The organism is Maccoyibacter intestinihominis, from assembly GCF_040096355.1.
Taxonomy (GTDB): Bacteria; Bacillota; Clostridia; order Lachnospirales; family Lachnospiraceae; genus Maccoyibacter; species Maccoyibacter intestinihominis.
Genome location: NZ_JBBMEX010000001.1, coordinates 97,780 through 120,221, shown reverse-complemented (window position 1 = coordinate 120,221; position 22,442 = coordinate 97,780). Strand labels below are relative to the sequence as shown.

20 protein-coding genes and 2 tRNA genes are annotated in these 22,442 nt (G+C 42.5%); 2 read left to right on the top strand and 20 right to left on the bottom strand.

Annotated features, from left to right (window positions below; genetic code table 11):
• Positions 1-107: 107 nt before the first annotated feature.
• The 12 genes from WMO43_RS00555 to WMO43_RS00505 form a co-directional block, all read right to left on the bottom strand.
• Entirely contained in the window at positions 108-404 is a 297-nt protein-coding gene (locus WMO43_RS00555; RefSeq protein ID WP_177963258.1) for a LiaI-LiaF-like domain-containing protein, read from the bottom strand.
• A 1-nt stretch (position 405) separates the two neighbouring features.
• On the bottom strand, positions 406-960 hold the full coding sequence (locus WMO43_RS00550) for a hypothetical protein (protein WP_353529347.1): 555 nt from the start codon (positions 958-960) through the stop codon (positions 406-408).
• Positions 960-1,445, bottom strand: coding sequence for a hypothetical protein (locus tag WMO43_RS00545; protein WP_353529345.1), 486 nt, complete (start codon positions 1,443-1,445; stop codon positions 960-962). The genes WMO43_RS00550 and WMO43_RS00545 overlap by 1 nt, the downstream gene beginning before the upstream one ends.
• The gene (locus WMO43_RS00540; RefSeq protein ID WP_353529344.1) at positions 1,442-1,924 is read right to left on the bottom strand and encodes an RNA polymerase sigma factor; all 483 of its coding nucleotides are present in this window, start codon (positions 1,922-1,924) and stop codon (positions 1,442-1,444) included. The genes WMO43_RS00545 and WMO43_RS00540 overlap by 4 nt, the downstream gene beginning before the upstream one ends.
• A gap of 194 nt (positions 1,925-2,118) precedes the next feature.
• Positions 2,119-2,376, bottom strand: a complete 258-nt coding sequence (locus WMO43_RS14175; RefSeq protein WP_434784154.1) for a heavy-metal-associated domain-containing protein — start codon at positions 2,374-2,376, stop codon at positions 2,119-2,121.
• A 31-nt stretch (positions 2,377-2,407) separates the two neighbouring features.
• Entirely contained in the window at positions 2,408-4,666 is a 2,259-nt protein-coding gene (locus WMO43_RS00535) for a heavy metal translocating P-type ATPase (protein WP_434784153.1), read from the bottom strand.
• Positions 4,667-4,679: 13 nt separating this feature from the next.
• Positions 4,680-4,988 carry a metal-sensing transcriptional repressor gene (locus tag WMO43_RS00530; protein ID WP_177963261.1) on the bottom strand — a complete coding sequence of 103 codons (309 nt, stop codon included), beginning with the start codon at positions 4,986-4,988 and terminating at the stop codon, positions 4,680-4,682.
• 309 nt (positions 4,989-5,297) lie between these two features.
• Positions 5,298-6,476: an aldo/keto reductase gene (locus tag WMO43_RS00525; RefSeq protein ID WP_353529342.1), complete on the bottom strand. Its 1,179-nt coding sequence runs from the start codon at positions 6,474-6,476 to the stop codon at positions 5,298-5,300.
• A 9-nt stretch (positions 6,477-6,485) separates the two neighbouring features.
• Positions 6,486-7,469, bottom strand: a complete 984-nt coding sequence (locus WMO43_RS00520) for an EFR1 family ferrodoxin (RefSeq protein ID WP_353529340.1) — start codon at positions 7,467-7,469, stop codon at positions 6,486-6,488.
• Positions 7,459-7,584, bottom strand: a complete 126-nt coding sequence (locus tag WMO43_RS00515; protein ID WP_353529338.1) for a DUF3877 family protein — start codon at positions 7,582-7,584, stop codon at positions 7,459-7,461. The genes WMO43_RS00520 and WMO43_RS00515 overlap by 11 nt, the downstream gene beginning before the upstream one ends.
• The gene (locus tag WMO43_RS00510; protein ID WP_353529337.1) at positions 7,581-8,777 is read right to left on the bottom strand and encodes a PP-loop family protein; all 1,197 of its coding nucleotides are present in this window, start codon (positions 8,775-8,777) and stop codon (positions 7,581-7,583) included. The genes WMO43_RS00515 and WMO43_RS00510 overlap by 4 nt, the downstream gene beginning before the upstream one ends.
• 594 nt (positions 8,778-9,371) lie before the next feature.
• A tRNA-Leu gene (locus tag WMO43_RS00505) sits at positions 9,372-9,455 on the bottom strand.
• A gap of 180 nt (positions 9,456-9,635) precedes the next feature.
• Between WMO43_RS00505 and WMO43_RS00500 the strand changes: the two genes are divergently transcribed.
• Positions 9,636-9,719, top strand: a tRNA-Leu gene (locus WMO43_RS00500).
• A 150-nt stretch (positions 9,720-9,869) separates the two neighbouring features.
• Here the strand turns inward: WMO43_RS00500 and WMO43_RS00495 are convergent.
• Genes WMO43_RS00495 through WMO43_RS00485 form a run of 3 tightly spaced genes read right to left on the bottom strand, consistent with a single transcriptional unit; the run spans position 9,870 to position 14,172 of the window.
• On the bottom strand, positions 9,870-10,622 hold the full coding sequence (locus tag WMO43_RS00495; RefSeq protein WP_353529336.1) for a tRNA threonylcarbamoyladenosine dehydratase: 753 nt from the start codon (positions 10,620-10,622) through the stop codon (positions 9,870-9,872).
• A gap of 44 nt (positions 10,623-10,666) precedes the next feature.
• Positions 10,667-12,424 carry an ABC transporter ATP-binding protein gene (locus tag WMO43_RS00490; protein ID WP_353529335.1) on the bottom strand — a complete coding sequence of 586 codons (1,758 nt, stop codon included), beginning with the start codon at positions 12,422-12,424 and terminating at the stop codon, positions 10,667-10,669.
• On the bottom strand, positions 12,424-14,172 hold the full coding sequence (locus WMO43_RS00485) for an ABC transporter ATP-binding protein (protein ID WP_353529334.1): 1,749 nt from the start codon (positions 14,170-14,172) through the stop codon (positions 12,424-12,426). The genes WMO43_RS00490 and WMO43_RS00485 overlap by 1 nt, the downstream gene beginning before the upstream one ends.
• 132 nt (positions 14,173-14,304) lie before the next feature.
• Here WMO43_RS00485 and WMO43_RS00480 point away from each other — a divergent pair, with 132 nt between their 5' ends.
• Positions 14,305-15,324 (top strand): nucleoid-associated protein, encoded by a 1,020-nt coding sequence (locus WMO43_RS00480; RefSeq protein ID WP_353529333.1) that lies wholly within the window; start codon positions 14,305-14,307, stop codon positions 15,322-15,324.
• A 15-nt stretch (positions 15,325-15,339) separates the two neighbouring features.
• Here the strand turns inward: WMO43_RS00480 and WMO43_RS00475 are convergent, their stop codons facing one another.
• The 5 genes from WMO43_RS00475 to dapF all read right to left on the bottom strand — a co-directional run bounded on the left by WMO43_RS00475 (position 15,340) and on the right by dapF (position 22,432).
• On the bottom strand, positions 15,340-17,994 hold the full coding sequence (locus WMO43_RS00475; RefSeq protein ID WP_353529332.1) for a sensor domain-containing phosphodiesterase: 2,655 nt from the start codon (positions 17,992-17,994) through the stop codon (positions 15,340-15,342).
• A 15-nt stretch (positions 17,995-18,009) separates the two neighbouring features.
• Positions 18,010-19,491 (bottom strand): Rossmann-like fold-containing protein, encoded by a 1,482-nt coding sequence (locus WMO43_RS00470; protein WP_353529331.1) that lies wholly within the window; start codon positions 19,489-19,491, stop codon positions 18,010-18,012.
• Between the two features lie 67 nt (positions 19,492-19,558).
• A complete protein-coding gene (locus tag WMO43_RS00465; RefSeq protein ID WP_353529330.1) occupies positions 19,559-20,308 on the bottom strand; it encodes a peptidoglycan recognition protein family protein in 750 nt (249 codons plus the stop codon).
• A 34-nt stretch (positions 20,309-20,342) separates the two neighbouring features.
• On the bottom strand, positions 20,343-21,557 hold the full coding sequence (locus tag WMO43_RS00460; protein WP_353529329.1) for an LL-diaminopimelate aminotransferase: 1,215 nt from the start codon (positions 21,555-21,557) through the stop codon (positions 20,343-20,345).
• 41 nt (positions 21,558-21,598) lie between these two features.
• Positions 21,599-22,432 (bottom strand): diaminopimelate epimerase, encoded by an 834-nt coding sequence (gene dapF / locus WMO43_RS00455; RefSeq protein ID WP_353529328.1) that lies wholly within the window; start codon positions 22,430-22,432, stop codon positions 21,599-21,601.
• Positions 22,433-22,442 lie beyond the last annotated feature (10 nt).

The following is a 22,442-nucleotide window of genomic DNA, read 5'->3' as shown; positions in this document are numbered from 1 at the left end:
ACAACGTTGTAAAACAAAATAAAAAAAAACCTTGAGTTGCGACAACACGGTAAAAAAATATTCCTACAGGGATTTATGTTCAGACATCTTCCCTGTAGGAATATTTTTTAAATGCACACCGGAAAATTCTCCACACAATACTGCAGCACTCCCATTCCCATCGCAAAGAATCCCAGCAGGATCGTCAGAAAGATCGCCGCTCCATCATATTTAAGCTTTATGCCTTCCTCTTTATTGCGACAGGACAACAGCATTTCTACGCCCAGTGCGATTAAAATGACCGGCCAGAATTTAATGATGAACTCATATTTGAGTGCCGGAACAAACATATGCACCATAAACAAAACTCCAAATATGATCAACAAGGCTCCACAGGTAAGACTTCCTACTCTTCTGGTTTTCATCTTACAGTTCCTCCTTTTTTTCCTCTTCTAAGTCAAGCTGCACTTTCTTTCCTTTGATCATGCGGATACCCACGCAGATCAGGATCACCGCTATTACAAGTCGCGGTAAGGTATGCAGAAACTGGCTAATGGAATTAGCAATACTCTCTGAAAACCATACATAAATCCAGGAGCCGATAAGATAATCCACACACTCATTCCAGAAAATGCAGATTCCGGCAATGATCAAAATACCTGCGACAATTTTATTTTGCTGTTTGCTCCACTGATTGATCGGTAAAATACGGTCTAAATGAAAAATGTAATCATCTTCTAATGCATAAAATTCCTCATCGCTCAGACTGTACATGTTGTGGACATTAAAAAAACTGTAGCACCATATGATCGGAAGTACGATCGTAAGCGGTCCGATATTCAGAGTTGCCGCAACTGCTATGGTTGCAAAAAACAATCCCATGATACTGACTCCCTGTTTCATAAATCCCATATACATCTCTCCTGCTCCCGGCAGAAGCGAAAAGATAAATGTCCATCCTTTACTTTTTTTCCTGATCATTATTTATCCTCCTTAATTTTAAATTCTAATAATCGATTGGTTGCATCCTGCAGATAACCGGTAAACTTATAGCTGTTATCATTTATTTTTTTTGTGATCGAAGGCTTATTCTCTTGCTGCTGAACCTCTGAAAACTCAAACGGATTCTGTTCTAACGTGGTGGTCATCGTCAGTAAAAAGATGGAAGCTGCAACTGCAAATCCCACTTTCAGGCTATAGAACAATATCTTCATCTTCTTAGAGGTTTTTCTCACTGTTGCTGCCGCCTGAACATCCACCTTCCGGCTCCGCTCGACAATCTCGTCGTAGAGATAGGATGGCGGCTCTGCAAAAAAATCTGTTTCTACAATATTTGCAAAACGTTCTGCACAATAAGTACAACATCCTACATGCGTATAAAGTTTTTCTTCTTCCTTGGTACTCAAGGTTCCCTGTGCATATTTTTTCCACATTTCATCGCTGATGTGTGTATGTTCCTCTGTCATTTGCTGCTTCCTCCTTCCATCTGTTTTTTGATCAGTGCCTTTGCCCGATAGATCTGTGTCTGAACCGTTTTTAAGTTCTTTCCTGACTCCTCTGCGATTTCCCTTGCTGATTTTTCTTCATAAAAATGTTCTCTTGCAATTTTATCATAAGGCGGTTTGATCTGCCCACAGATCTTCAACACAAATTGCTTTGCCTCCTGATCGATGTATATCTCTTCCGGACCGGCTCTCTGGTCTTTGATCTCTTCAAAATAGATATCCTCTTTCGGCTCCGACCTTCTTGCTGCATTTTTTAGATAATCGAGGCATTTATTGGTCGCGATCCGGCTGACCCATGCTTTCTCGTAAGTTCCATCAAACTCCGACAGTTTTTTATAGGCGGATAAAAAAGTTTCCTGCGTCAGGTCTTGCGCATCAAACGGATTCTTTACCATTTTCAAACAGATGGAATATACGAGTTTTTCGTAGGTACGAAGCAATGCCTCGAATTGTTCTTCCGTACTGATTTTATCCGCCTCCTCTCATTTTTTAATTTCTTTTTACCTGTTCATTTATTATAACGAGACTACGCAGTAATTGTCTTCAACTTTTTGAACAAAAATAAGTGGAACACTTCTTTTTATAAAAGTCATGTCCCACTGTTCTGCTTTATTTTGGCTTTTTCATGCCGCTATTATTTTTTTAAAAAAGAAAACCGTCCGCCTTTTGTATATGGCTCACTACTGATCCCTTCTAATGTGTATCCGGTCTCTCCGACAACTTCTGCCAATTTTGCCTCATCTAACGGTTCTTCACTGATAATGACACTTTCTCCCGCTGTATGGGAAGATGTCACCTTTTTTACATTGAATGCGTTCCGAATTGCATCATTCATATGTGATTCACACATTCCACACATCATACCATCGATTTTTAATGTTGTTTTTGTCATGTTCTTTCTCTCCTTTTTCCTTTGATAAAATTTATTTTTCTGCTGGATGTATTTTACAAAAATTCAACCGCAGTGCATTTGTTACAACACAGAAACTTGACAAACTCATTGCCGCTGCACCAAACATCGGATTTAAGGTCAGTCCCCATTTTACATAGCATCCTGCTGCTAACGGTATTCCTATGATATTATAGATAAATGCCCAGAACAGATTTTCATGGATATTTCGAAGCGTTGCACGGCTCAGACGGATCGCTGCCGGGACATCGGATAACCGGCTTTTCATCAATACTACATCTGCAGCATCTACCGCCACATCGGCTCCTGCACCGATAGCGATACCGACATCTGCCCTTGTCAATGCCGGTGCATCGTTGATACCATCGCCTACCATTGCCACTTTTCCCTGCTGTTTCAGACTGCGGATCACACTCTCTTTTCCATCCGGCAATACTCCTGCAATAACTTCATCTACACCTGCCTGTCTGCCAATGGCTTTTGCTGTCCGCTCGTTGTCACCGGTTAACATAATGACTTCAATTCCCATATCCCGCAGTTCTTTTACCGCTTTCGGGCTGTCTGCTTTGATCGTATCTGCCACCGCAATGATACCTGCTAACTGCTCATTCTCCATAAATACCAGCGGTGTTTTTCCCTGTTCGGAAAGTGCTTCTGCCTGTTCCTGTAATTCTTTTGGAATCTCTGTCTTACTTCCTATAAAACTAAGACTTCCTCCCACTAACGTTTTACCGGACAATACGGCTGTCAGTCCATTTCCCGGAAGTGCCGAAAAATCAGCAACTTCTAATGCCCTCTTTCCGAGCTCTTCTCCTTTTTGCATCACAGCTTTTGCCAACGGATGTTCACTCTTTGCTTCTAATGCAATTGCAAGCTCTAAAAGTGTCTCCTGCGTATATCCCTCTGCAGGGATCATGTCCGTCACTTTTGGTTCTCCCTCGGTGATGGTTCCGGTCTTATCCAGTGCAACCACATTGACTTTTCCTGCATTTTCCAAGGTTGCCGCCGTTTTAAATAAAATTCCGTTTTTTGCACCCACACCGTTTCCAACCATAATGGCAACCGGTGTTGCAAGTCCGAGTGCACACGGGCAGCTGATGACCAGTACGGAAATACTTCGTGCTAATGCATAACTGAATTCTCTTCCAAGCAACAGCCAGACCACCAGTGTCACCGCTGCAATGGAAATTACGATCGGAACAAATACCCCGGAAACTTTATCTGCGACTTTTGCGATCGGTGCTTTCGTAGCTGCCGCATCACTGACCATTTTGATGATCTGTGATAACGTCGTATCTACGCCAACACGCGATGCCTCACATCGGATAAATCCCGACTGGTTGATCGTAGCTGCCGATACGGAATCTCCTACGGTCTTGTCCACCGGGATACTCTCACCGGTCAATGCCGCTTCATTCACTGCACTACTGCCTTCTAAGATCACGCCGTCTACAGGGATATTTTCTCCCGGACGCACCACAAAAATATCACCTTTTTTTACTTCTTCTATTGAAACCGTCACTTCACTCTCACCACGGATCACCGTAGCATTTTGCGGTGCTAATTTCATAAGGCTCTTTAAGGCATCGGTTGTCTTTCCCTTTGACTTTGCCTCTAACATCTTGCCAACCGTGATCAGGGTCAGTATCATTGCCGCCGACTCAAAATAGAACTCGTCCATGTAGTGCATGACAGCATCCATATCTCCAACCGTCTGTGCCTTTGTCATCGCAAACAATGCATAAACACTCCACAGATAAGAAGCGGATGCTCCTAATGCAACTAAGGTGTCCATATTCGGAGATCTGTGCAATAGTCCCTGAAAACCGCTGATAAAAAATCTCTGGTTGATGACCATGATGATTCCTGCTAAGAGTAACTGCAGCAATCCCATTGCCACATGATTTCCTCCAAACCACGCCGGAATTTTCCAGTTCCACATCATATGTCCCATGGAAAAATACATGAGGATCAGCAAAAAAATGACCGATGCTGCCAGTCTCTTTTTTAGCTTTGGTGTCTCATGATCCTCTAGTGCGTCCTCAGCTTCATTAGACCTTTTCTCTGCTTCGTTTCCTTTTTCTTTTGCTCCATAGCCTGCATCCTTTACGGCTTTGATAATACTTGCAGGACTTGCCGTACCTTCGACTGCCATGGAATTTGTCAGCAGACTGACGGAGCAGGAGGTAACACCCTCCACTTTTAAGACAGCCTTTTCTACCCTTGCAGAGCAGGCGGCACAGTTCATACCCGTTACTGTATACTGTTTCAATTTTATGCCTCCATTACTTCATTAATTTTTGTATGGTAGTCACAAGTTCATCCACAACCTCATCGTTTCCGGCGCGTATATCACGCACCACACAACTGTGGATATGACTTGCTAAAATCTCTTTATTAAATGCGTTCATCGCCGCACTGACTGCAGCAGACTGTATCAGAATGTCATTGCAGTAAGAATCTTTTTCTATCATCGCCTGGATCCCACGCACCTGGCCCTCAATGCGTTTCAAACGGTTTAGCAATGCCTTTTTTTGCTCCTCAGACCGCATGGTCTGTTTTTCACTGCAACAACAGCAATCTTTCTTTTCCATATTCCACCTCCATATACCCTATTTGGGTATCTTTGTTATATACCCTTCGGGGGTATTTGTCAAGCAGAAAAATTGTTTTCTATCTAGTTTTTCCTTTCTCTCCTGTTTTTATGTTTTATGTCATTGAAAAAACAGCTTTTCCAGTTTGTTCTCAGACAGACTCCTGTCCTGCTTTTCTTTGAATTTTGAATGTTTGTGAATCTTTTTGATATTTTGATGTATCGATTTTTTCGATACTTATGACTTTTTGATAGATCGGTTCTCCCGATACTTTGATAAACTGGCGGTATAAAAATAGCAAGCCAAACCCTAATCCTTTCTGGTGTGTTTTGCCACAAACCGCCCTACATGGTACACCGGTCCTTCCATATGCTGTCGGACCTCTTTTAATTTTTGCCGGATCGGAATACTCTGCGGACAATGCTGTTCACATTTGCCACAGCCGACACATTTTGAAGCATTCGTCTGATTTTTCCGAAGTGTTGTACACATGAAATACGTCTTAAATCCTGCATACCAGCCATCGGTATACCGCATATTATATGCCGAAAAACATCCTGGAATATCCACGCCCTGCGGACACGGCATACAATAAGCACATCCGGTACACGGTACTTTGATTTTTTTATTGATCTCCTGTTTTACCTGCTCAAAGACATCCAGTTCTTCTTTGCTCAGGGAATCTGCCTTGGCTTCGGATGCGATCCGCACATTTTCCTCTACCTGCTCTATCTCATTCATTCCCGATAGGATAACCGTAACTTCGGGGTGATTCCATACCCAGCGGAGTCCCCATTCTGCCGGACTGCGCTTTGGTGTTGTTTTTTCAAATACCCGTTTTGCACTCTCCGGCAGTCCCTGTACCAATCGTCCGCCGCGCAGCGGCTCCATAATGATCACCGGCAGACCTTTTCCCGCTGCATACTGTAATCCCCTGAGCCCTGCCTGCGAATGTTCATCCATATAGTTGAACTGTATCTGGCAAAAATCCCAGTCATATGCATCTATGATCTTTATGAACTGCTCCGTTGCTCCATGAAAAGAAAAGCCGATGTTTTCAATCTTTCCTTCGGCCTTTTTTCCTGCAATCCATGCTTCCATTCCAAGGTCTGTCAGTCGTTTCCAGGTAGCAGCATCATTGAGCATATGCATCAGATAATACTCGATGTGATCCGTCTGCAGTCTCTGTAACTGTTCCTCAAAACACTTTTCCATATCCTCGATCGTTTTGATATAGTAATGCGGCAGTTTTGTGGCAATGTTGACTTTATCCCGATATCCTTTTGCTAAAAATTTTCCAAGACAGACTTCACTTCCATGATAGGTGTATGCCGTATCAAAATAGTTGACACCGTTTTCAATGGCAGCCTTCATCTCTTCCTCTGCCTTTTTCTGGTCGATCACGCCGCCTTTTTTTGTGAATCTCAGACAACCATAGCCTAAAATTGACAATTCTTTACCGTTTTTTGGATTTTTACGATATAACATAATTTCTCCTTATAGAGTAAAAAAGCGATTCTCTGCCCTGTCGGTATAGTGCTCTTCTAACATCCTGACATGTGACAAAAATGCTTCATCTGCGAAATATTTTGCTCCGTTTGGGCAGCTCTTTATGCATGCCTGACATTTAATACAGATCCCCGTGACCTGTGACACATCCTCACCATCAACAGAACCCATCGGACAGACCTCACTGCATCTTCCACAGCCATTGCATTTTGAAATTTCTGTGATCGGTTTTGCCTTTAAAAATTTTGCCGGCTTCCCATCGGTTCCAAGCGGTGTATAATACGCTCCTATGGGATCATTTCCCGCTACCTGTAATCCGGTATGTAAGATGTCTGTTTCTGCGATCTTTTGTGCAGCTTTTCCTGCAAACGTCAAAATTTCTGCCCGATCGGATGCATCCGGTCTGCCCGGTGCAATCTTATCCGAAAACACATGGCTGCTTGCCACAGCCGCACCTGCCGCTGCAAGAAATCCATTTTTTTCTAACTCCTGCTTTAACTCCATTAAGGCATCGTCAAAATTGCGATTTCCAAAAACAACCACCGGTACCATAGGTGTATGATCTCCTGTAAATCCCTGCTGCACCCATGGTAATATCTTATTGGGTACTCTTCCCGCATAGACCGGTGTCCCAAATACGACTAAATCCTCTTTTTCAAATGCCTTGGCAGACTTCCGGTTGTCCGGAAGTGTAAAATTCCACTGCTCTAGCGGCACTGACAGTTCCTCTGACAATTTTTTTGCGATCAGGTTTGTCACTTCTTTTACGTTTCCTGTCGGACTGAAATATACTGCCCACACCCTGCTGATCTTCATATCGTTTCCCCCCTTCCGAAAACCAAACTCCTCATAATCCTCGATCGTAAACCGGTGATAAATGGCGTGTCCTTCTTCAAACGCAACACAATATCTGTATGCATCCGGCTTTCCATCTTCAAAATAGAAGCAGTAATCAAATTCCTCATGTTCCATTTTTAAAATATGGACACAATCGGAATATTTGCAAAACAGTTTTCTGATATCCTATTTTTAACTGCTGTTCTGCAATCGTATCCACCAGACTGTTTTTTAGCTTTTCAAAATTCATTGCTTTACATCCCTGCTTTCTGCAACATCATCATAGCTTTCTAAAAAGTGATGCTTCACTCCGTTCTGCTTGTAGGCGATCACGGTGCTCAAATTCACATTCTCCACGCTTTTAAAAATATTTCCTTCCACAAATGGGTTCGTCTTTTTTAAGTTCCGTATCAGATGTTTGATCTCCATTCGTTTTGACGAACTGTCTCCGCCCTCGATCGAACAGGTTTCCGTAAATTTGCATGCGCACTGTAAAAAATGAAGGTCATTATAATCTCTCCATTTTTTGATGTCATCCTCTCTCACTAAGTACAACGGACGGATTAGCTCCATTCCTTCAAAATTCGTACTGTGCAACTTTGGCATCATTGTCTGCACCTGCGCGCCATAGAGCATTCCCATCAAAATCGTTTCGATCACGTCATCATAGTGGTGTCCTAATGCGATCTTGTTGCATCCAAGTTCTTTTGCCTTTGCATAGAGATGTCCCCGACGCATTCTTGCACACAGATAACACGGTGATTTTTCAACATGGAGCACCGCCTCAAAGATATCGGACTCAAAGATCATCAACGGAATATGCAGCTTTTTCGCATTGTTCTCTATGATCTGTCGGTTCTCTTTGCTGTAACCAGGGTCCATGACTAAAAATGTTACCTCAAACGGAAAACGGTTGTGTCTTTGCAGTTCCTGAAACAACTTTGCCATCAGCATGGAATCTTTTCCGCCGGAAATACATACCGCGATTTTATCGCCCTCCTTGACCAGCTCATACTCTCTTACTGCTTTTGTAAATTTGCACCAAATACTCTTTTTAAACTTCTTTCTGATGCTCTGCTCAATGTCTAAGTACACATCCTGCTGCTCTTCTTCCTGCTTCATGCTTTCCATCAGCCATGCAAGATAGCCGCCTTTGAGACTTTTTGCCTCGATATTTTTCTCTTTTAAAAACTGCACTGTTTCGGCACTTGTCTCACCTTTTTTACAGTATAAGATCAAAGGTTTGTCCTTATATTTTTCATAATCAGCCTCTAAGATATCCTTTGGCACATGAAGGCTTCCCGGTATATTTCCATAGGAATAGGAGCTGTCATCCCGGATATCGATCAGAATATAGCTGTCTGCATCACGTTTTGATAACTCCTGTACGGATATTTCGTAATCTTCCATTGTCTGTCCTGTATCCTTTCCTGCTGTTTTCATTCATTTGTCATATATTCTTTATTATACCCAGTGATTTTATATGTTTCAATGATTTTTGCAGGAATTTGAGAAGTATCTTTTAGGAACACTATCATATACTATAACGAAAAAGGTATTACTAAAAAGGACGTTTCTATATACAGCAACAGCAATTCAGTTCCGTTACCAAAACGTATCTCTGTCGTTTTTATGAAATTTTAGATGAAATGAAGGATCATCAAAGATCGTGGTTCTTCCGCACAGACCTTCTTCCTGTACCAGATACCCCTGTCTGCTCATTTCCTCTCCTACAATTCCTGTCCACCTTGTATTCCAGTCATAACGATCTGTCGTGCCCGGAATCAGCCCATAGGTATTCTAATCGCCAAAACATACGATTTGTTTCATGTTATCACCTGCTTTTTTCGTATTTGATCTTCTAAGACCTGTTGCATGTATTATAAGATATCCCGAAAAAAAGAGGTAATACTTATCCCTTACCACTGCCTATAGATTTTTTCTATATGGAAATACTAACGGATACAAAAAATTTTATTTTGTATTTTCTTATAACATCAAAAAAGCCTTGTAGATACTCATACCTACAAGGCTTAATGCAGGAGATGGGACTTGAACCCACACGATATTGCTACCACAGGCACCTGAAGCCTGCGCGTCTGCCAATTCCGCCACTCCTGCATGGCTCAGTTCAAAACTGACAAAAATTATTGTATCTGTTTTTCTATAAGAAGTCAATAGAAAAATAAAAATAATTTCTACAATTTTTTTTAAAAAATGTGCAAAACTGCATTGACAATTTGGAAAACATTTGCTATTATTGAACAGTCGCGTGAATGACATTTCATTTTCATAATGAATGCGGAAGTGTCGGAATTGGCAGACGAGCAAGACTAAGGATCTTGTGGCAGCAATGTCGTGTGGGTTCAAGTCCCATCTTCCGCATTATTTTTTAAGAAAAAGCCTTGATTTTCAAGGCTTTTTCTGTATAATCCTCTGTTTTTCTATATTGCTTAAATTCCTGCAATCGCTTTTTTATTATTCCGTTTTTTATTACTTTCTTATTCCATTCTTTATTATATATTGCTCTATCAGTTATCGGCACAGATCTTTTACGACCTCTCCGGCAATGATCAGTCCCGCTACAGACGGCACAAATGCCACACTGCCCGGTATATCCCGACGCTCCGTACACTTATGCTCTGCTCCCGGTGGGCAGATACAGTTCGTTCTGCAGCTGATCGCCATATCTTCTATCGGTCTTGTCGGCTGTTCCTCGGAATAGACCACCTTTAATTTTTTCACACCGCGTTTTTTTAATTCCCTTCGCATGACTTTTGCTAACGGGCACACTTTGGTCTTATAAATATCCGCCACCTGAAATCTGCTGGCATCTAACTTATTTCCGGCTCCCATACTGCTGATAATCGGCACATTCATTTCCTGACATTTCATGACAAGTTCGATTTTAGCTGTTACGGTATCTACCGCATCTACGACATAATCGTACTCCTCAAATGGGAAATCAGCAGAATTTTCCGGCAAAAAGAAACACTGATGCAGTCTGACATCCGCATCGGGATTGATCTCTAAGATACGCTCCTTCATAACCTCTGTCTTATATCTTCCAACCGTCTTTCTTGTTGCAATAATCTGCCGGTTGAGATTTGTCAGGCAGACCTTATCATCATCAATCAGATCAAATGCTCCGACTCCGCTTCGGACCAATGCCTCACAGACATAGCCTCCGACTCCGCCTACTCCAAATACCGCAACTCTGGAATTTTTTAGTTTTTCCATTGCCTCTTTCCCAAGTAATAATTCTGTCCTTGCAAATTGTGTCAACATTTTAGTTGTTCTCCTATTTCTATCTGTGTCTGTACTTTCCCTTTTTATACGGCAAACTGGCTCTGATACAATGTTGCATAGAAGCCGCCTGCTGCTAAAAGTTCCTCATGATTTCCCTTTTCAATAATTTTTCCGTCTTTCATGACCAGGATCACATCAGCCTCCTGAATTGTAGACAGACGGTGTGCGACAATAAAGCTCGTCCTTCCCTCCATCATTTTTGCAAATGCATTCTGGATCTTCAATTCCGTTCTGGTATCGATCGAAGAAGTTGCTTCGTCTAAGATCAGCATCGGTGGCAGGCAAAGCATGACTCTTGCAATACATAAAAGCTGCTTTTGTCCCTGCGAGAGACTTCCTCCGTCTTCTCCTAAGACCGTATCATATCCCTCCGGCAGACGTTTGATAAAACCGTGGGCATGGGAAGCCTTTGCCGCCTCGATGATCTCCTCTTTCGTTGCCTCCGGTTTTCCCATGGCAATATTCTCCCGGATCGTCGCATGTTTTAACCAGGTTTCCTGTAAAACCATTCCATAGGAAGCACGAAGACTGTCTCTGGTAATCTCCGTGATCGGATGACCGCTTACGTCAATCTCACCACTGTCCGTATCGTAAAAACGCATCAGCAGATTGATCATCGTGGTCTTACCACATCCGGTCGGTCCGACGATCGCCACCCTTTGTCCCGGCAGAACGTTCAGATTAAAATCTTCAATCAGTTTCTGATTCGGCAGATAGGAAAAATACACATGTTGCATCGCAACACTGCCGTCTACTTCGTTTAACACAACTGCATCCTTAGCATCTGGCTTTTCCGGCTCCTCTTCGATCAGTTCAAATATCCTTGCCGCACATGCCAATGCATTCTGCAGCTCTGTTACAACGCCGGAAATCTCATTAAACGGTTTTGTATACTGATTTGCGTAGTTCAAAAAACAGGTCAGCTGTCCGACGCTCAAACGTCCCTGTATGGCAAACAATGCTCCTGTAACACCAACTCCCGCATAGACTAAACTATTGATAAAACGGGTGGATGGATTGGTGGTGCTTGAATAAAAAATAGCCCGCAGAGACGCTTTTTCTAAACGTCCGTTGATCTCATCAAATCTCTCTAATGCCTCTTTTTCATGTCCAAATGCCTGCACGATCTTCTGATTGCCTACCATCTCATCGACTAAAGAAGTCTGCTCGCCTCTGGTCTCTGACTGCAACTGGAACATGGAAAATGTCCGTTTTGCAATAAATCCTGCGACCACAAAAGAAAGCGGTGTGATCCCTACCACGACTAAAGTAATTCCTGCATTGACGCTCAGCATAAAAAGCAGTGTTCCTACGATTGTCATAACTCCGGTAAAAAACTGTGTGAATCCCATCAAAAGTCCATCGGCAAACTGGTCTACGTCCGCAATAATACGGCTGACCATGTCTCCGTGGGAATGAGCATCCAAATAGGAAATCGGCAGACTTTCAATCTTTTGAAATGCTTCATTGCGGATATCCTGCACAACTCCATAGGTCATCTTATTGTTGCAAAGATTCATGACCCACTGGGCAGCTGCCGTTGCTAAGATCACAACTGCCATCCGCTTTAAGATCACAAAGATCGCTGCAAAATCCACATGACCTGCTCCGACAATTTCATCTACTGCATCACCGATCAAAATCGGAATGTAAAGTGTGAGCACTACCGTAATTACCGCTAACAATATAGAAAGGATCAGATAAAACCAGTATTTTTTAATATAACGGAGTACCTTTTTAAAAGTCTCTTTCTGCTTTTGACGTTTTTCTTTTTTCTCCATTATGCTTCCTCCTTCTTTCCATATTGGGAGTTGTAGATCTCACGGTAAGTCTGACAATTTTTTAACAATTCCTCATGTGTACCGTAGCCGGTTGCCTCTCCGTCATCTAATACCAATATCCGGTCGGCACTCATCAAAGATGAAGTCCTCTGTGAAACAATAAATACCGTCGGTGCTCCCTCCATCTGACGGATGGCTTTTCGCAGTGCCGCATCCGTGGCATAGTCCAGTGCCGAAGCACTATCATCTAAGATCAGAACCCTTGGTTTTTTTACCAATGCTCTTGCGATCGTAAGTCTCTGCCTCTGACCGCCGGAAAGATTGCGTCCTCCCTGTTCGATATTCGCATCCAGACCTCCTTCTTTCGCACGGATAAACTCTTCTGCCTGTGCCGTTTTTAATGCCTCCCAGATTTCTTCATCGGTTGCATCTTTCTTTCCCCACTGCATATTCTCACGGACCGTTCCCGCAAACAGCACTGCCTTTTGCGGTACGATCCCAATCTGGTCGCGCAGCTCTTTTCTCCGGTACTTTCGTACATCCTGTCCTAAAAAGCACACCTGCCCCGCCGAGGCATCATAGAATCTTGGGATCAGATTGACCACCGTGGATTTTCCCGAACCGGTTCCGCCGATAATTCCAATCGTCTCACCAGCCCCTGCCGTAAAGGAAATGTGTGTAATGGCATCCTCTTTAGAACCCTGGTAGCACATCGCCACATCTTCAAAGGAAACCACCGACTTTTTCCCCTGCATTTCCTGCTCCGAGAAATTTTCTCCGATCTCAAGTGTACCATCCTCCATAGAGGATTCCATCTCTAATACCTGTGCGATACGGTTTCCGCAGGCAACAGACTTATTAACCGTAACGATCAGGTTTGCAAGTTTTACAAGCTCTACTAAGATCTGTGACATATAGTTGACTAATGCAACGACTTCCCCCTGTGTGATCGCTCCTACATTTACGCGGAGCCCGCCCTGCCAGATCAATGCTACAATCGCGAAATTAATAATGATATAGGTCAGTGGATTCATCAGGGCCGAGATCTTTCCTACATGAAGCTGCATTCCCGTTAACAGACCGTTTTTCTGCTCAAACTGTGCCGTCTCTTCCTGCTCTTTCCTGAATGCCCGGATCCCTCTGCTGCCCTCTAAATTTTCTCTGGTCAGCGAAAGCACTTCATCAAGTCCTGACTGTACTTTTTTAAAGAGTGGGATACTGACATACATAATTCCAAAGACCACAACGGACAATGCCGGGATCGTTACAACGAAGATCAACGCCGCTTTGACGTCAATGGTAAATGCCATGACCATCGCTCCAAATACGATAAACGGCGAACGTAAAAACAACCGCAGTACCATATTCACTCCCGACTGCACCTGATTGATGTCACTGGTCATCCTTGTGATCAGTGTTGACGTTCCTACCCTGTCGAGTTCGTCAAAAGACAGCTTTTGAATATGTTCAAACAATGCATGACGCAGTTTTGTCGCAAATCCGACGGCTGCCTTTGCCGCAAAATACTGGGCGGTAATCGCACAGGTCAGTCCGATAAATGCCAAAAGGATCAGCACCCCACACATTTTTAACACATAGCTGTTATCTCCCGTTCCGATACCGACATCGATGATCTTCGCCATGACTAACGGCACAAACAGTTCAAATGATGCTTCTAACAGCTTAAACAGCGGTGCTAATACACTTTCCTTTTTGTAATCTCTTAAAAATACCAGTAACTTTTTCATCTATCATAAACCTTTCTTATCTTTATCTCTTACCTTATCTCCTGCATTGATTTCTCGTCCTTATCTGTCACTGTCTGCCATTTGACGTTGTCTCTTTTTCTATGCTATAGTTTGTTAGAAAGGAGTACAAACATGATAAGACAAGAAGATATTTATTTAAAAAATACGATCGTACATATTTTAGATTCAACGGTTGGAATGCCGGTTCTGTCTGATACGGAATTAGAACACGGCTCCGACTTTGCTGATTTTATAAAAGCTCATATTGCAAAGATCACCTCCGGTGATGATTTGAAATCCTGCTCTTTTTCTGAGGATTCCGTTGTCCGCGGATACTTAGATGACTTAGAAGAACATGGATTTGTCAAAGTCAGTCAGGATATTTCGACTCATCTTTTTACGATCATGAACCAGAATATCGACATTCCGCCGGCTGACTTTATTATCTGCCATTTTAGTGCAAATGAAAACACCTATCTTGCACTTTTAAAAATGAATTACAAAACCTCCTATACACACCATACAGATTCTGACGCTTTTGGCAATACCAATGATATCATAAAATTCAAAGCCATCCTGCCAAATGAGAGCCAGAAACTGACCGAAGCGGCAGTCATCAACCTGACCGACTATCAGATCCAGTTGATTGAAAAGAAGTATGATGTCAACGGTACAAAGACCAACTACTTCTCTTCACTTTTTTTAGGATGTCATGGTTCTTTAAGTTCTAAATCCAAGCTGTCCATTGTCACCAAAGAAATTGACAAGGTCCAGAAAAAATATTTTGATGAAGAGGAACAGTATGCGGCTTCCATGAACACTAAAAATATCATCTATACGGAATTAGAAGAGGAAGGTACGCTCTCCATTCCCGATGTCTTAGATAAGGTCTTTCCTGAAAAACCGGAATTCCGCGAAGAGGTCACAGAGAAGTTAGAAAAATATAACATCTCCGAAGCAGAGATCACTCCACAGAATACTGCCACCTTAAAACGCTATGAAAAGCAATGCCTCTCTACCGATACCGGTGTAGAGATCAAAATCCCTATGGAACAGTACCGAAGTGGGGACAGCATTGAATTTATCACAAATGAAGATGGAAGCATTTCGATCCTCATCAAAAATATTGGGCACATTACATCTAAGATGTAATGCGCCCCATCCATTCTACAGATATTTTTTCTCAAATGCCTCTTCCGTAAGCGACTTGTCATAATAGTAACCCTGAATATACTGCACCTTCTTCATATCCTTTAAAATCTGAAGCTGACCATCATCCTCTACACCTTCTACGCACATCCGCACTCCAATGGTATCTGCAAGCTCTGCAACCATCCGCACAAAGGTCTCTGCATAGTCATCTTTTCCTAAATCAATCACAAAGCATCGGTCGATTTTAATAATATCAATCGGAAGTTCACGGATATGACTTAAGGAAGAATATCCGGTTCCAAAATCATCCAGTGCGATCAAAGCTCCAAGCTCTTTGATCTTACTCAATACCTTCTTCATTCGTCCGATATCGTTGATCGCAAGGCTCTCGGTAACCTCCAGAGTCAGATTCTCCGGTCGCATCTTGGTCTCTTCTAATACAGTGCGGATGCGTTCCACAATATCATTCTGTAAAAGCTGTACGACAGAAAGGTTTACGTTGATGCGGTACTCCAGATGTCCCATATCATTCCAGTATTTGCATTTTTCACATGCCTTCCGCAGTACAAAATCTCCGATCGGATTGATCAGACCTAAATACTCTGCAAGCGGGATAAATTCTCCCGGTCCGACCATTCCCATTTTTCCTGAATTCCAGCGTACCAGTGCCTCCACACCGGAGCAGCGTTCTTTTTCGCCGGAAATATCGATGACAGGCTGATAATAGACCTCAAATTCCTCGCAGGAATTTGCTGTTGCATCACGCATGTTCTTTTCCATATCCAGACGTCTTGAAGCCGTATCTTCTCCATCTCCACCGTAATATTCCACACGGTTCTTTCCACCCTTTTTCGCTTCATAGAGGGAAATATCCGCTTTCTTGATCAGATCTGTTACGGTATTGGCATCCTTTGGAAAACGGACTACACCCATACTCATCGTACAGTAATAGTCTGCACTGTGTAAGAACCATGGCTTGTTGAAGATTGCCTGTACTTCCTCTATGATCTGCTCTAACCGGTCATATTGTTCCGGCTTGACAATGATGATAAATTCATCACCGCCCATACGGTAACAACTGTCCTCAATGCCCTTGATCCTGCGCAAACTGTTAGAGAGTGCCTTTAAGAGAATATCTCCGTACTGATGACCCAGTCCGTCATTGATATGTTTAAAATCATCCAGATCAATGTATAACAGTGCACCTTCCGTCTTCTGTTCTTTTGCAGTCCGGATATACATTTTTAAATCCTGCTCACAGCGCATACGGTTAAACAGACCGGTCAAAAAGTCGTTGTTTGCCTGCTTTTCAATCTTTTGCTGATACAGCTTCTTATCGGTTACATCATAGACGGTACAAAGAGTCACACTCTTTCCGTCTACCCAGTTGATATTTGCAAACCGCACATCATACCAGCGGTTAGAATCCGGTATATACATCTCTGTCTTCTGCTGTGCTGCCAATCCGTTCGGTTTGTATTTATGGATCAGATCTTCTAAGCTGTGTGTACTTAAAAAGTTGCGGAACAACTCACGGAATTTGCAGTTTGCATACAGTGATTTTTCCTGCTTGATATCTGCCACACAGACTCCGCATCCCATATTTTCTAAGATTGCCTCTAATGATGCATAGGAGCTTGCTAATGAATTCTTTGTAATACGCTTTACTAAAATGCTCTGTACGATCTGTTTGACATCATTTAAAAACTTGATCTCTTCCTGTGACCAGACCCTTGGAAAACACTCCTCTACAAAGGCCAAATACATGCCGGATTTTTCATTGACACCCAATGGCAGAAAGATTCCCGCACGTCTGTGGTAGGTCTGGAAATATTTTAAGAAATTTTCCGGCAGATAAGTATCTGAAGAGATCAGATATGGTTTTCCGTTTGCCCACGGCACTTCCTCTAACGGCAGATGCCGCATCGTTTTTACCTGCTCCGGGTCATGGAATCCATAATAGCAGATCATGTTCATCATCTGATTCTTATCATCAATCTGAAGCATGCTCGCTGCACTGATATCTAAATATCCACAGACCGACTCTAAGATATTTTCCACAATGTCTGCAAAAGAGTCCTCACTCTCTAATTTTGAGACAATATGTGTCATGACCTCGCTTCTTCTAAGCTCGGCTTTCATTTTCTCTTCCGATTCATGGCTCTTGATAAATGCTTCCTGTGCAATGACTTCTTCCAGCTTCACGGCAAAATACTGCTTCGTCAGACTCTCTAAAAAGCTGATGGAAGAATAAAAACGCTCCGTTGTCGTTGTCTTGATATAAGGCGGAACATCCTCTCCATGGATTCCCGGTTCTTCTAACACAGCTAACACTACCCAGATTGCCACGGTCTCTCCACCAATCTTAATGGAAAGTGCACACATTTTCAGGTAGTCTTCTTCTAACTCCTGCTCCACAACTTCTTCGATATCATTTTCGATCAGACGTTTTAACAAAGCAATATGAAGTCCCATTCCCATCTTCTGATGCAGGTAGTCTAACTCCTTCTTAGAACCATATGCTTTTGTCAGGACACCTTCACTTCTGGTTAAACAAACACAGTAGACATTATTTGCCAGACAAAACCGGTCCTGAAGCATCTGAACCATCTGACTATCCAATAAGGATACTGCAAACTCTCTCCCGCTCTTTGCTTCCTGTCCATCCATCCGTGTCATGCCCCCTTACTCTTCTATCTCTATGATATACAAATACCATTCTTCCTTTTGACGGATACAATATTCTTTTAAAAGGTGCATATCCTTTTTCAACCGCATTTGTTTTTTGACAAACCCTGCTTCATTCGTATACATGATAATCATGCCACCCGGTTTCAGATGCTGCTTTGCTTTTTGGAAAAATTCCGCATAAAATGCATCATGCTCTTCCTTGCTCTTCTTTCCTCTCGTTGGCATATTCGTCACAATCTCATCGAATTTGTGCCGGTGTGTAAAATCAAAAAAATTCTTCTGTATATACGATATCTCAACTCCCGCAAGTTGGGTATTTTCTCTTGCCCCTTCAATGGCCTGTCCATAAATATCAATACCGTACAAAGATCTCGCCGGAAGTACCTTGTTACGTTCTATTAACATCGTTCCCACGCCACAGAACGGGTCAAGCACTGCTGCATCCTCTTTTAAATACGGCTTGGCTAAATAGAGCATTAATGCTGCCTGTGCCGGATTTATGGATACCGCAAGTGCATTTTTCCGGTAAGAAAAACGGTGCATCGGCAAGGTGTAAAATTTTAGATATGCATGAAAATCTCCGTCCCGCTTTTGTATCAGACGAATCTCAACTTCGTATCTTCCCGGTGTGTTTTTCAGCTTATATCCACTTTTTTCTTCCAATATATATGCTGTCTTTTTTAAAAAGACGGTTTTCTTGTCCTCTGTCATCGGAGCTAATATCTGCATACGGAAAAAATAGGGTGCATCTCCCTGCAGATGTCTTTCTAACAACTGCAGTAGATCTCCCGCTAACAGTCCTTCTGCTGTCTTCTCCGGTTCCGGTAAAAGAGTCGTCTTACAGTGGATCGGAAACAGTATCTCACGAAACGTCCTGATATTCAGTACGGATTTTAAATCTTCCGTATGAAGACGAACACCGGATGCCGCCACTGCTTTTCTGCCTTTATGAATCTGTTCTGCTGTCATCTGGGCAAATCCCCTGTCCGTTGTCAGAATCATATCACAAGGCTGGTCATATCCACAAAAGGCATGAAGTTTACTGCCCTTTTCCTGCTCTAAAAGTTTTTCTAACTCTTTCCGTTCTTTTCGGATATGCTTTTTTTCACTCTCGTCTGCCTGCATCTTTTGAAGCTCTTCTAAACGCAATTTTAAAGGTGTAAGGTAATCTGTGCAGTCAAGTTTCTGCATCGCCTTTACATAGTCACTCTTTACAAAAAGCGTCTCTTCATTTTCATATGCCTCCATTAATGCAGGGAGGATTTCCTGATCACCTGTCATTCCTAGGATCAGTGCCGCATTTTTCCTGACCTTTGGATCTTCCTCTTTTAAAAATCCCAAAAATATAGAATTGTCGGCAGAAAGCTCCGACAATTCCTTTCGTGTTTCCTCATCTTTGAGGAGTTCTTTCATTTGTATCAGGTTTTTGCGGACCTCTTTCTGATTCTTCAGATCTTCTAATATTACTTCTAACATTTGACTTCCATTCTCTTTTGCCGTTATCTAATACAATTTTACTTGATTTTGATAAGGTTGGCAACCTCTATTGCGAATTCTTTTCTGATTCCGATGGCAGAACGCCATTCTTTTCAATATAGGCATCTACATCTTCCTTGAATTTGTTCCACTCATCTTCATGCTCCACATAATAGAGCGGACATTTTTTGCCGGTCACATCGTAATGCCGAATCACATCATCCGTCGTCAGTCCGTAACGCCCGATCAGCCATGCGGTAAGGTGTACCAGCGTGTCCTTCGTTTCCTGATTGAATTTTCCTGTTGCATCCGGATGACAACATTCGATCGAAATCGTATCACTGTTCCTGTCATTTGATGCATAGGCAATCTCGTTGCAGGGAATACACTGTACGATTTCACCCTCTAACCCTACAACAAAATGTGCACTTGCCTTTGTCTTTTTAGAATCTTTGAGTCCGTTAAAATAATTCCGGTTCTGTTTTGCCGTAGTTCCCGGATTTGCGGTATAGTGAATGACAATGCCATTTACTTTTTCTAAAGTCATTCCCGGTCTGGAATAGTCGTTGATATCCAACAGGTCTACCTCATAATCCGGTGGATTTTCCACAATCTTTGGCTCAACTTGTGCAGAGGTCTCTTTTGCATTTTTAAAATGCTTAATCAGGCACACTGCCCCTGTGATAATCAGAACAATGATTGTAATAAACAGGGTTCTCGCAAGCAATGCCCTTCGTCTTCTTTTCTTCGCTGCACGTCTTCTCTGCTCCCGAAGCTGCGCTCTTCTTCTTCGCTGTCGTTCCTCTTCCGATAACATAAAATGTTAACTCCTTTTTGTAAAAAGCTCCCCTTTACATTTTCTTGATCCGCTCTAATGCTGCTACCGTGTTCTCATAGCTTCCAAATGCAGTCAGTCGGAAATATCCTTCTCCGCTTGGTCCAAATCCTGAACCCGGTGTTCCAACGACATTCGCATTTGCTAACAGATAGTCAAAGAACTCCCATGAATTCATCTGATCCGGTGTCTTTAACCAGATATACGGTGCGTTCACACCACCAAATACCGTATAGCCTGCTTCCTGTAATCCTGATTTAATCACAGATGCATTTTTCATATAGTAAGCAACCTGTTCTTTTAACTGTGCTTTTCCTTCTTCTGAATATACGGCTTCTCCTGCACGCTGGATGATATATGGTGCACCGTTGAATTTTGTTCCGTGACGTCTTGCCCACATACCATGAAGGGAAACATCCTGACGTTTCAGATCTTTTGGTACGACCGTAAAACCAAGTCTGACTCCTGTAAATCCTGCGTTTTTAGAAAAACTTCTGATTTCGATCGCACAGGTCTTTGCTCCTTCACATTCATAAATGGAATGTGCCACATCATCTTCTGAAATATATGCTTCATATGCTGCATCATAGATAATGATCGCACCATTTTTGTTTGCATAATCTACCCATTCCTGTAACTGGGATTTTGTGATCGTCGTACCGGTCGGGTTATTTGGCAGACACAGATAAATGACATCCGGTGTCTCTTTTGGAAATTCCGGTACAAATCCGTTTTCCATGGTACATGGCATATAGATGACATTGCTCCACATCTCGGTCTTTGCATCATAGACTCCGGTTCTTCCTGCCATGACATTGGAATCTACATAAACCGGATAAACCGGGTCACAGACTGCAATCTTACAATCCGCAGAGAATAACTCCTGAATATTGGAAGAATCACATTTTGCTCCGTCAGATACAAAAATCTCATCTGCACTAATATCACATCCGCGGGATTCATAATCATTTTTTGCAATGGCACTTCTTAAAAATTCATAGCCTAAATCCGGTGCATATCCATGGAAGGTCTCTGCTGCTCCCATCTCATCTACGGCTGCATGAAGTGCTTTGATGATCGCCGGTGCAAGTGGCTGTGTTACATCACCGATACCTAAACGGATCAGGTTCTTGTCCGGATTTTCCTGCTGATATGCACTGACTTTTTTTGCAATCGTGCTAAATAAATAGCTTCCCGGTAACTTCTGAAAATTGTCATTTACTTGAAACATAATCTTCTCCTCTTTTCTTGTTTGATTAGTATTTAAATATTCTACAGATTGATCTCTCCCTCGAAAGAAATGGCTGCCGGACCTGTCATAAATACATGGTTCGTCTCTTTGTCCCATTCAATCTTTAAATCTCCTCCCAGCAGATGGATCAGGATTTCTCCATTACAATGTCCGTTCAGCACTGCTGCCACGGCAGTTGCGCAGGCTCCGGTTCCGCAGGCAAGTGTCTCGCCTGAACCACGCTCCCACACACGCATCTGCAAGGTATGCTCATCAATGACTTTTACAAACTCTGTATTGATCCGTTTTGGAAAATCTTTATAATTTTCAAATAACGGACCTGTTTTTTCGATCTCAAAATTCTCCACATCATCCATAAAGACCACACAATGTGGATTTCCCATAGATACGCAAGTCATATGATAGGTTGTTCCGTCAATTTCTATCGGTGCATCAATAACTTTCTCACTGTCTGCGATTACCGGAATCTTTTCTGCGATCAGCTCCGGCTCTCCCATATCCACACGGACAAGAACGACCTTTCCGTCCTCCACCGTCAGATCCAGATATTTGATCCCTGCTAATGTCTCTATCGAAATCTGCTGCTGATCCGTCAATCCTTTATCATAGACATATTTTGCCACACAACGAATCCCGTTTCCACACATTTCACCCTGTGAACCGTCTGCATTATACATGTCCATGGTAAAATCTGCGTTTTTAGAAGGTTTTATCAAAATCAATCCGTCGGAACCGATTCCAAAATGTCTGTCGCTTACGAACTTGGCAAGCGCTGCCGGATCTTCCACCTTTTCTTCAAAACAATTCACATATACATAATCATTTCCGATTCCCTGCATCTTTGTAAATTTCATATCCATCACT

Bases quoted from the DNA above. Each gene is read 5' to 3' on its own strand.
- WMO43_RS00520 (WP_353529340.1), bottom strand. From the start codon at position 7,469: ATGGAACATGAGGAATTTGATTACTGCTTCTATTTTGAAGATGGAAAG.
- WMO43_RS00510 (WP_353529337.1), bottom strand. From the start codon at position 8,777: ATGAAAACAGCAGGAAAGGATACAGGACAGACAATGGAAGATTACGAA.
- WMO43_RS00555 (WP_177963258.1), bottom strand. From the start codon at position 404: ATGAAAACCAGAAGAGTAGGAAGTCTTACCTGTGGAGCCTTGTTGATC.
- WMO43_RS00465 (WP_353529330.1), bottom strand. From the start codon at position 20,308: ATGTTATCGGAAGAGGAACGACAGCGAAGAAGAAGAGCGCAGCTTCGG.
- WMO43_RS00525 (WP_353529342.1), bottom strand. From the start codon at position 6,476: ATGTTATATCGTAAAAATCCAAAAAACGGTAAAGAATTGTCAATTTTA.
- WMO43_RS00460 (WP_353529329.1), bottom strand. From the start codon at position 21,557: ATGTTTCAAGTAAATGACAATTTTCAGAAGTTACCGGGAAGCTATTTA.
- WMO43_RS00545 (WP_353529345.1), bottom strand. From the start codon at position 1,445: ATGACAGAGGAACATACACACATCAGCGATGAAATGTGGAAAAAATAT.
- WMO43_RS00515 (WP_353529338.1), bottom strand. From the start codon at position 7,584: ATGAATTTTGAAAAGCTAAAAAACAGTCTGGTGGATACGATTGCAGAA.
- WMO43_RS00480 (WP_353529333.1), top strand. From the start codon at position 14,305: ATGATAAGACAAGAAGATATTTATTTAAAAAATACGATCGTACATATT.
- WMO43_RS00485 (WP_353529334.1), bottom strand. From the start codon at position 14,172: ATGAAAAAGTTACTGGTATTTTTAAGAGATTACAAAAAGGAAAGTGTA.
- WMO43_RS14175 (WP_434784154.1), bottom strand. From the start codon at position 2,376: ATGACAAAAACAACATTAAAAATCGATGGTATGATGTGTGGAATGTGT.
- WMO43_RS00530 (WP_177963261.1), bottom strand. From the start codon at position 4,988: ATGGAAAAGAAAGATTGCTGTTGTTGCAGTGAAAAACAGACCATGCGG.
- WMO43_RS00490 (WP_353529335.1), bottom strand. From the start codon at position 12,424: ATGGAGAAAAAAGAAAAACGTCAAAAGCAGAAAGAGACTTTTAAAAAG.
- WMO43_RS00550 (WP_353529347.1), bottom strand. From the start codon at position 960: ATGATCAGGAAAAAAAGTAAAGGATGGACATTTATCTTTTCGCTTCTG.
- WMO43_RS00470 (WP_353529331.1), bottom strand. From the start codon at position 19,491: ATGTTAGAAGTAATATTAGAAGATCTGAAGAATCAGAAAGAGGTCCGC.
- WMO43_RS00475 (WP_353529332.1), bottom strand. From the start codon at position 17,994: ATGGATGGACAGGAAGCAAAGAGCGGGAGAGAGTTTGCAGTATCCTTA.
- dapF (WP_353529328.1), bottom strand. From the start codon at position 22,432: ATGAAATTTACAAAGATGCAGGGAATCGGAAATGATTATGTATATGTG.
- WMO43_RS00495 (WP_353529336.1), bottom strand. From the start codon at position 10,622: ATGTTGACACAATTTGCAAGGACAGAATTATTACTTGGGAAAGAGGCA.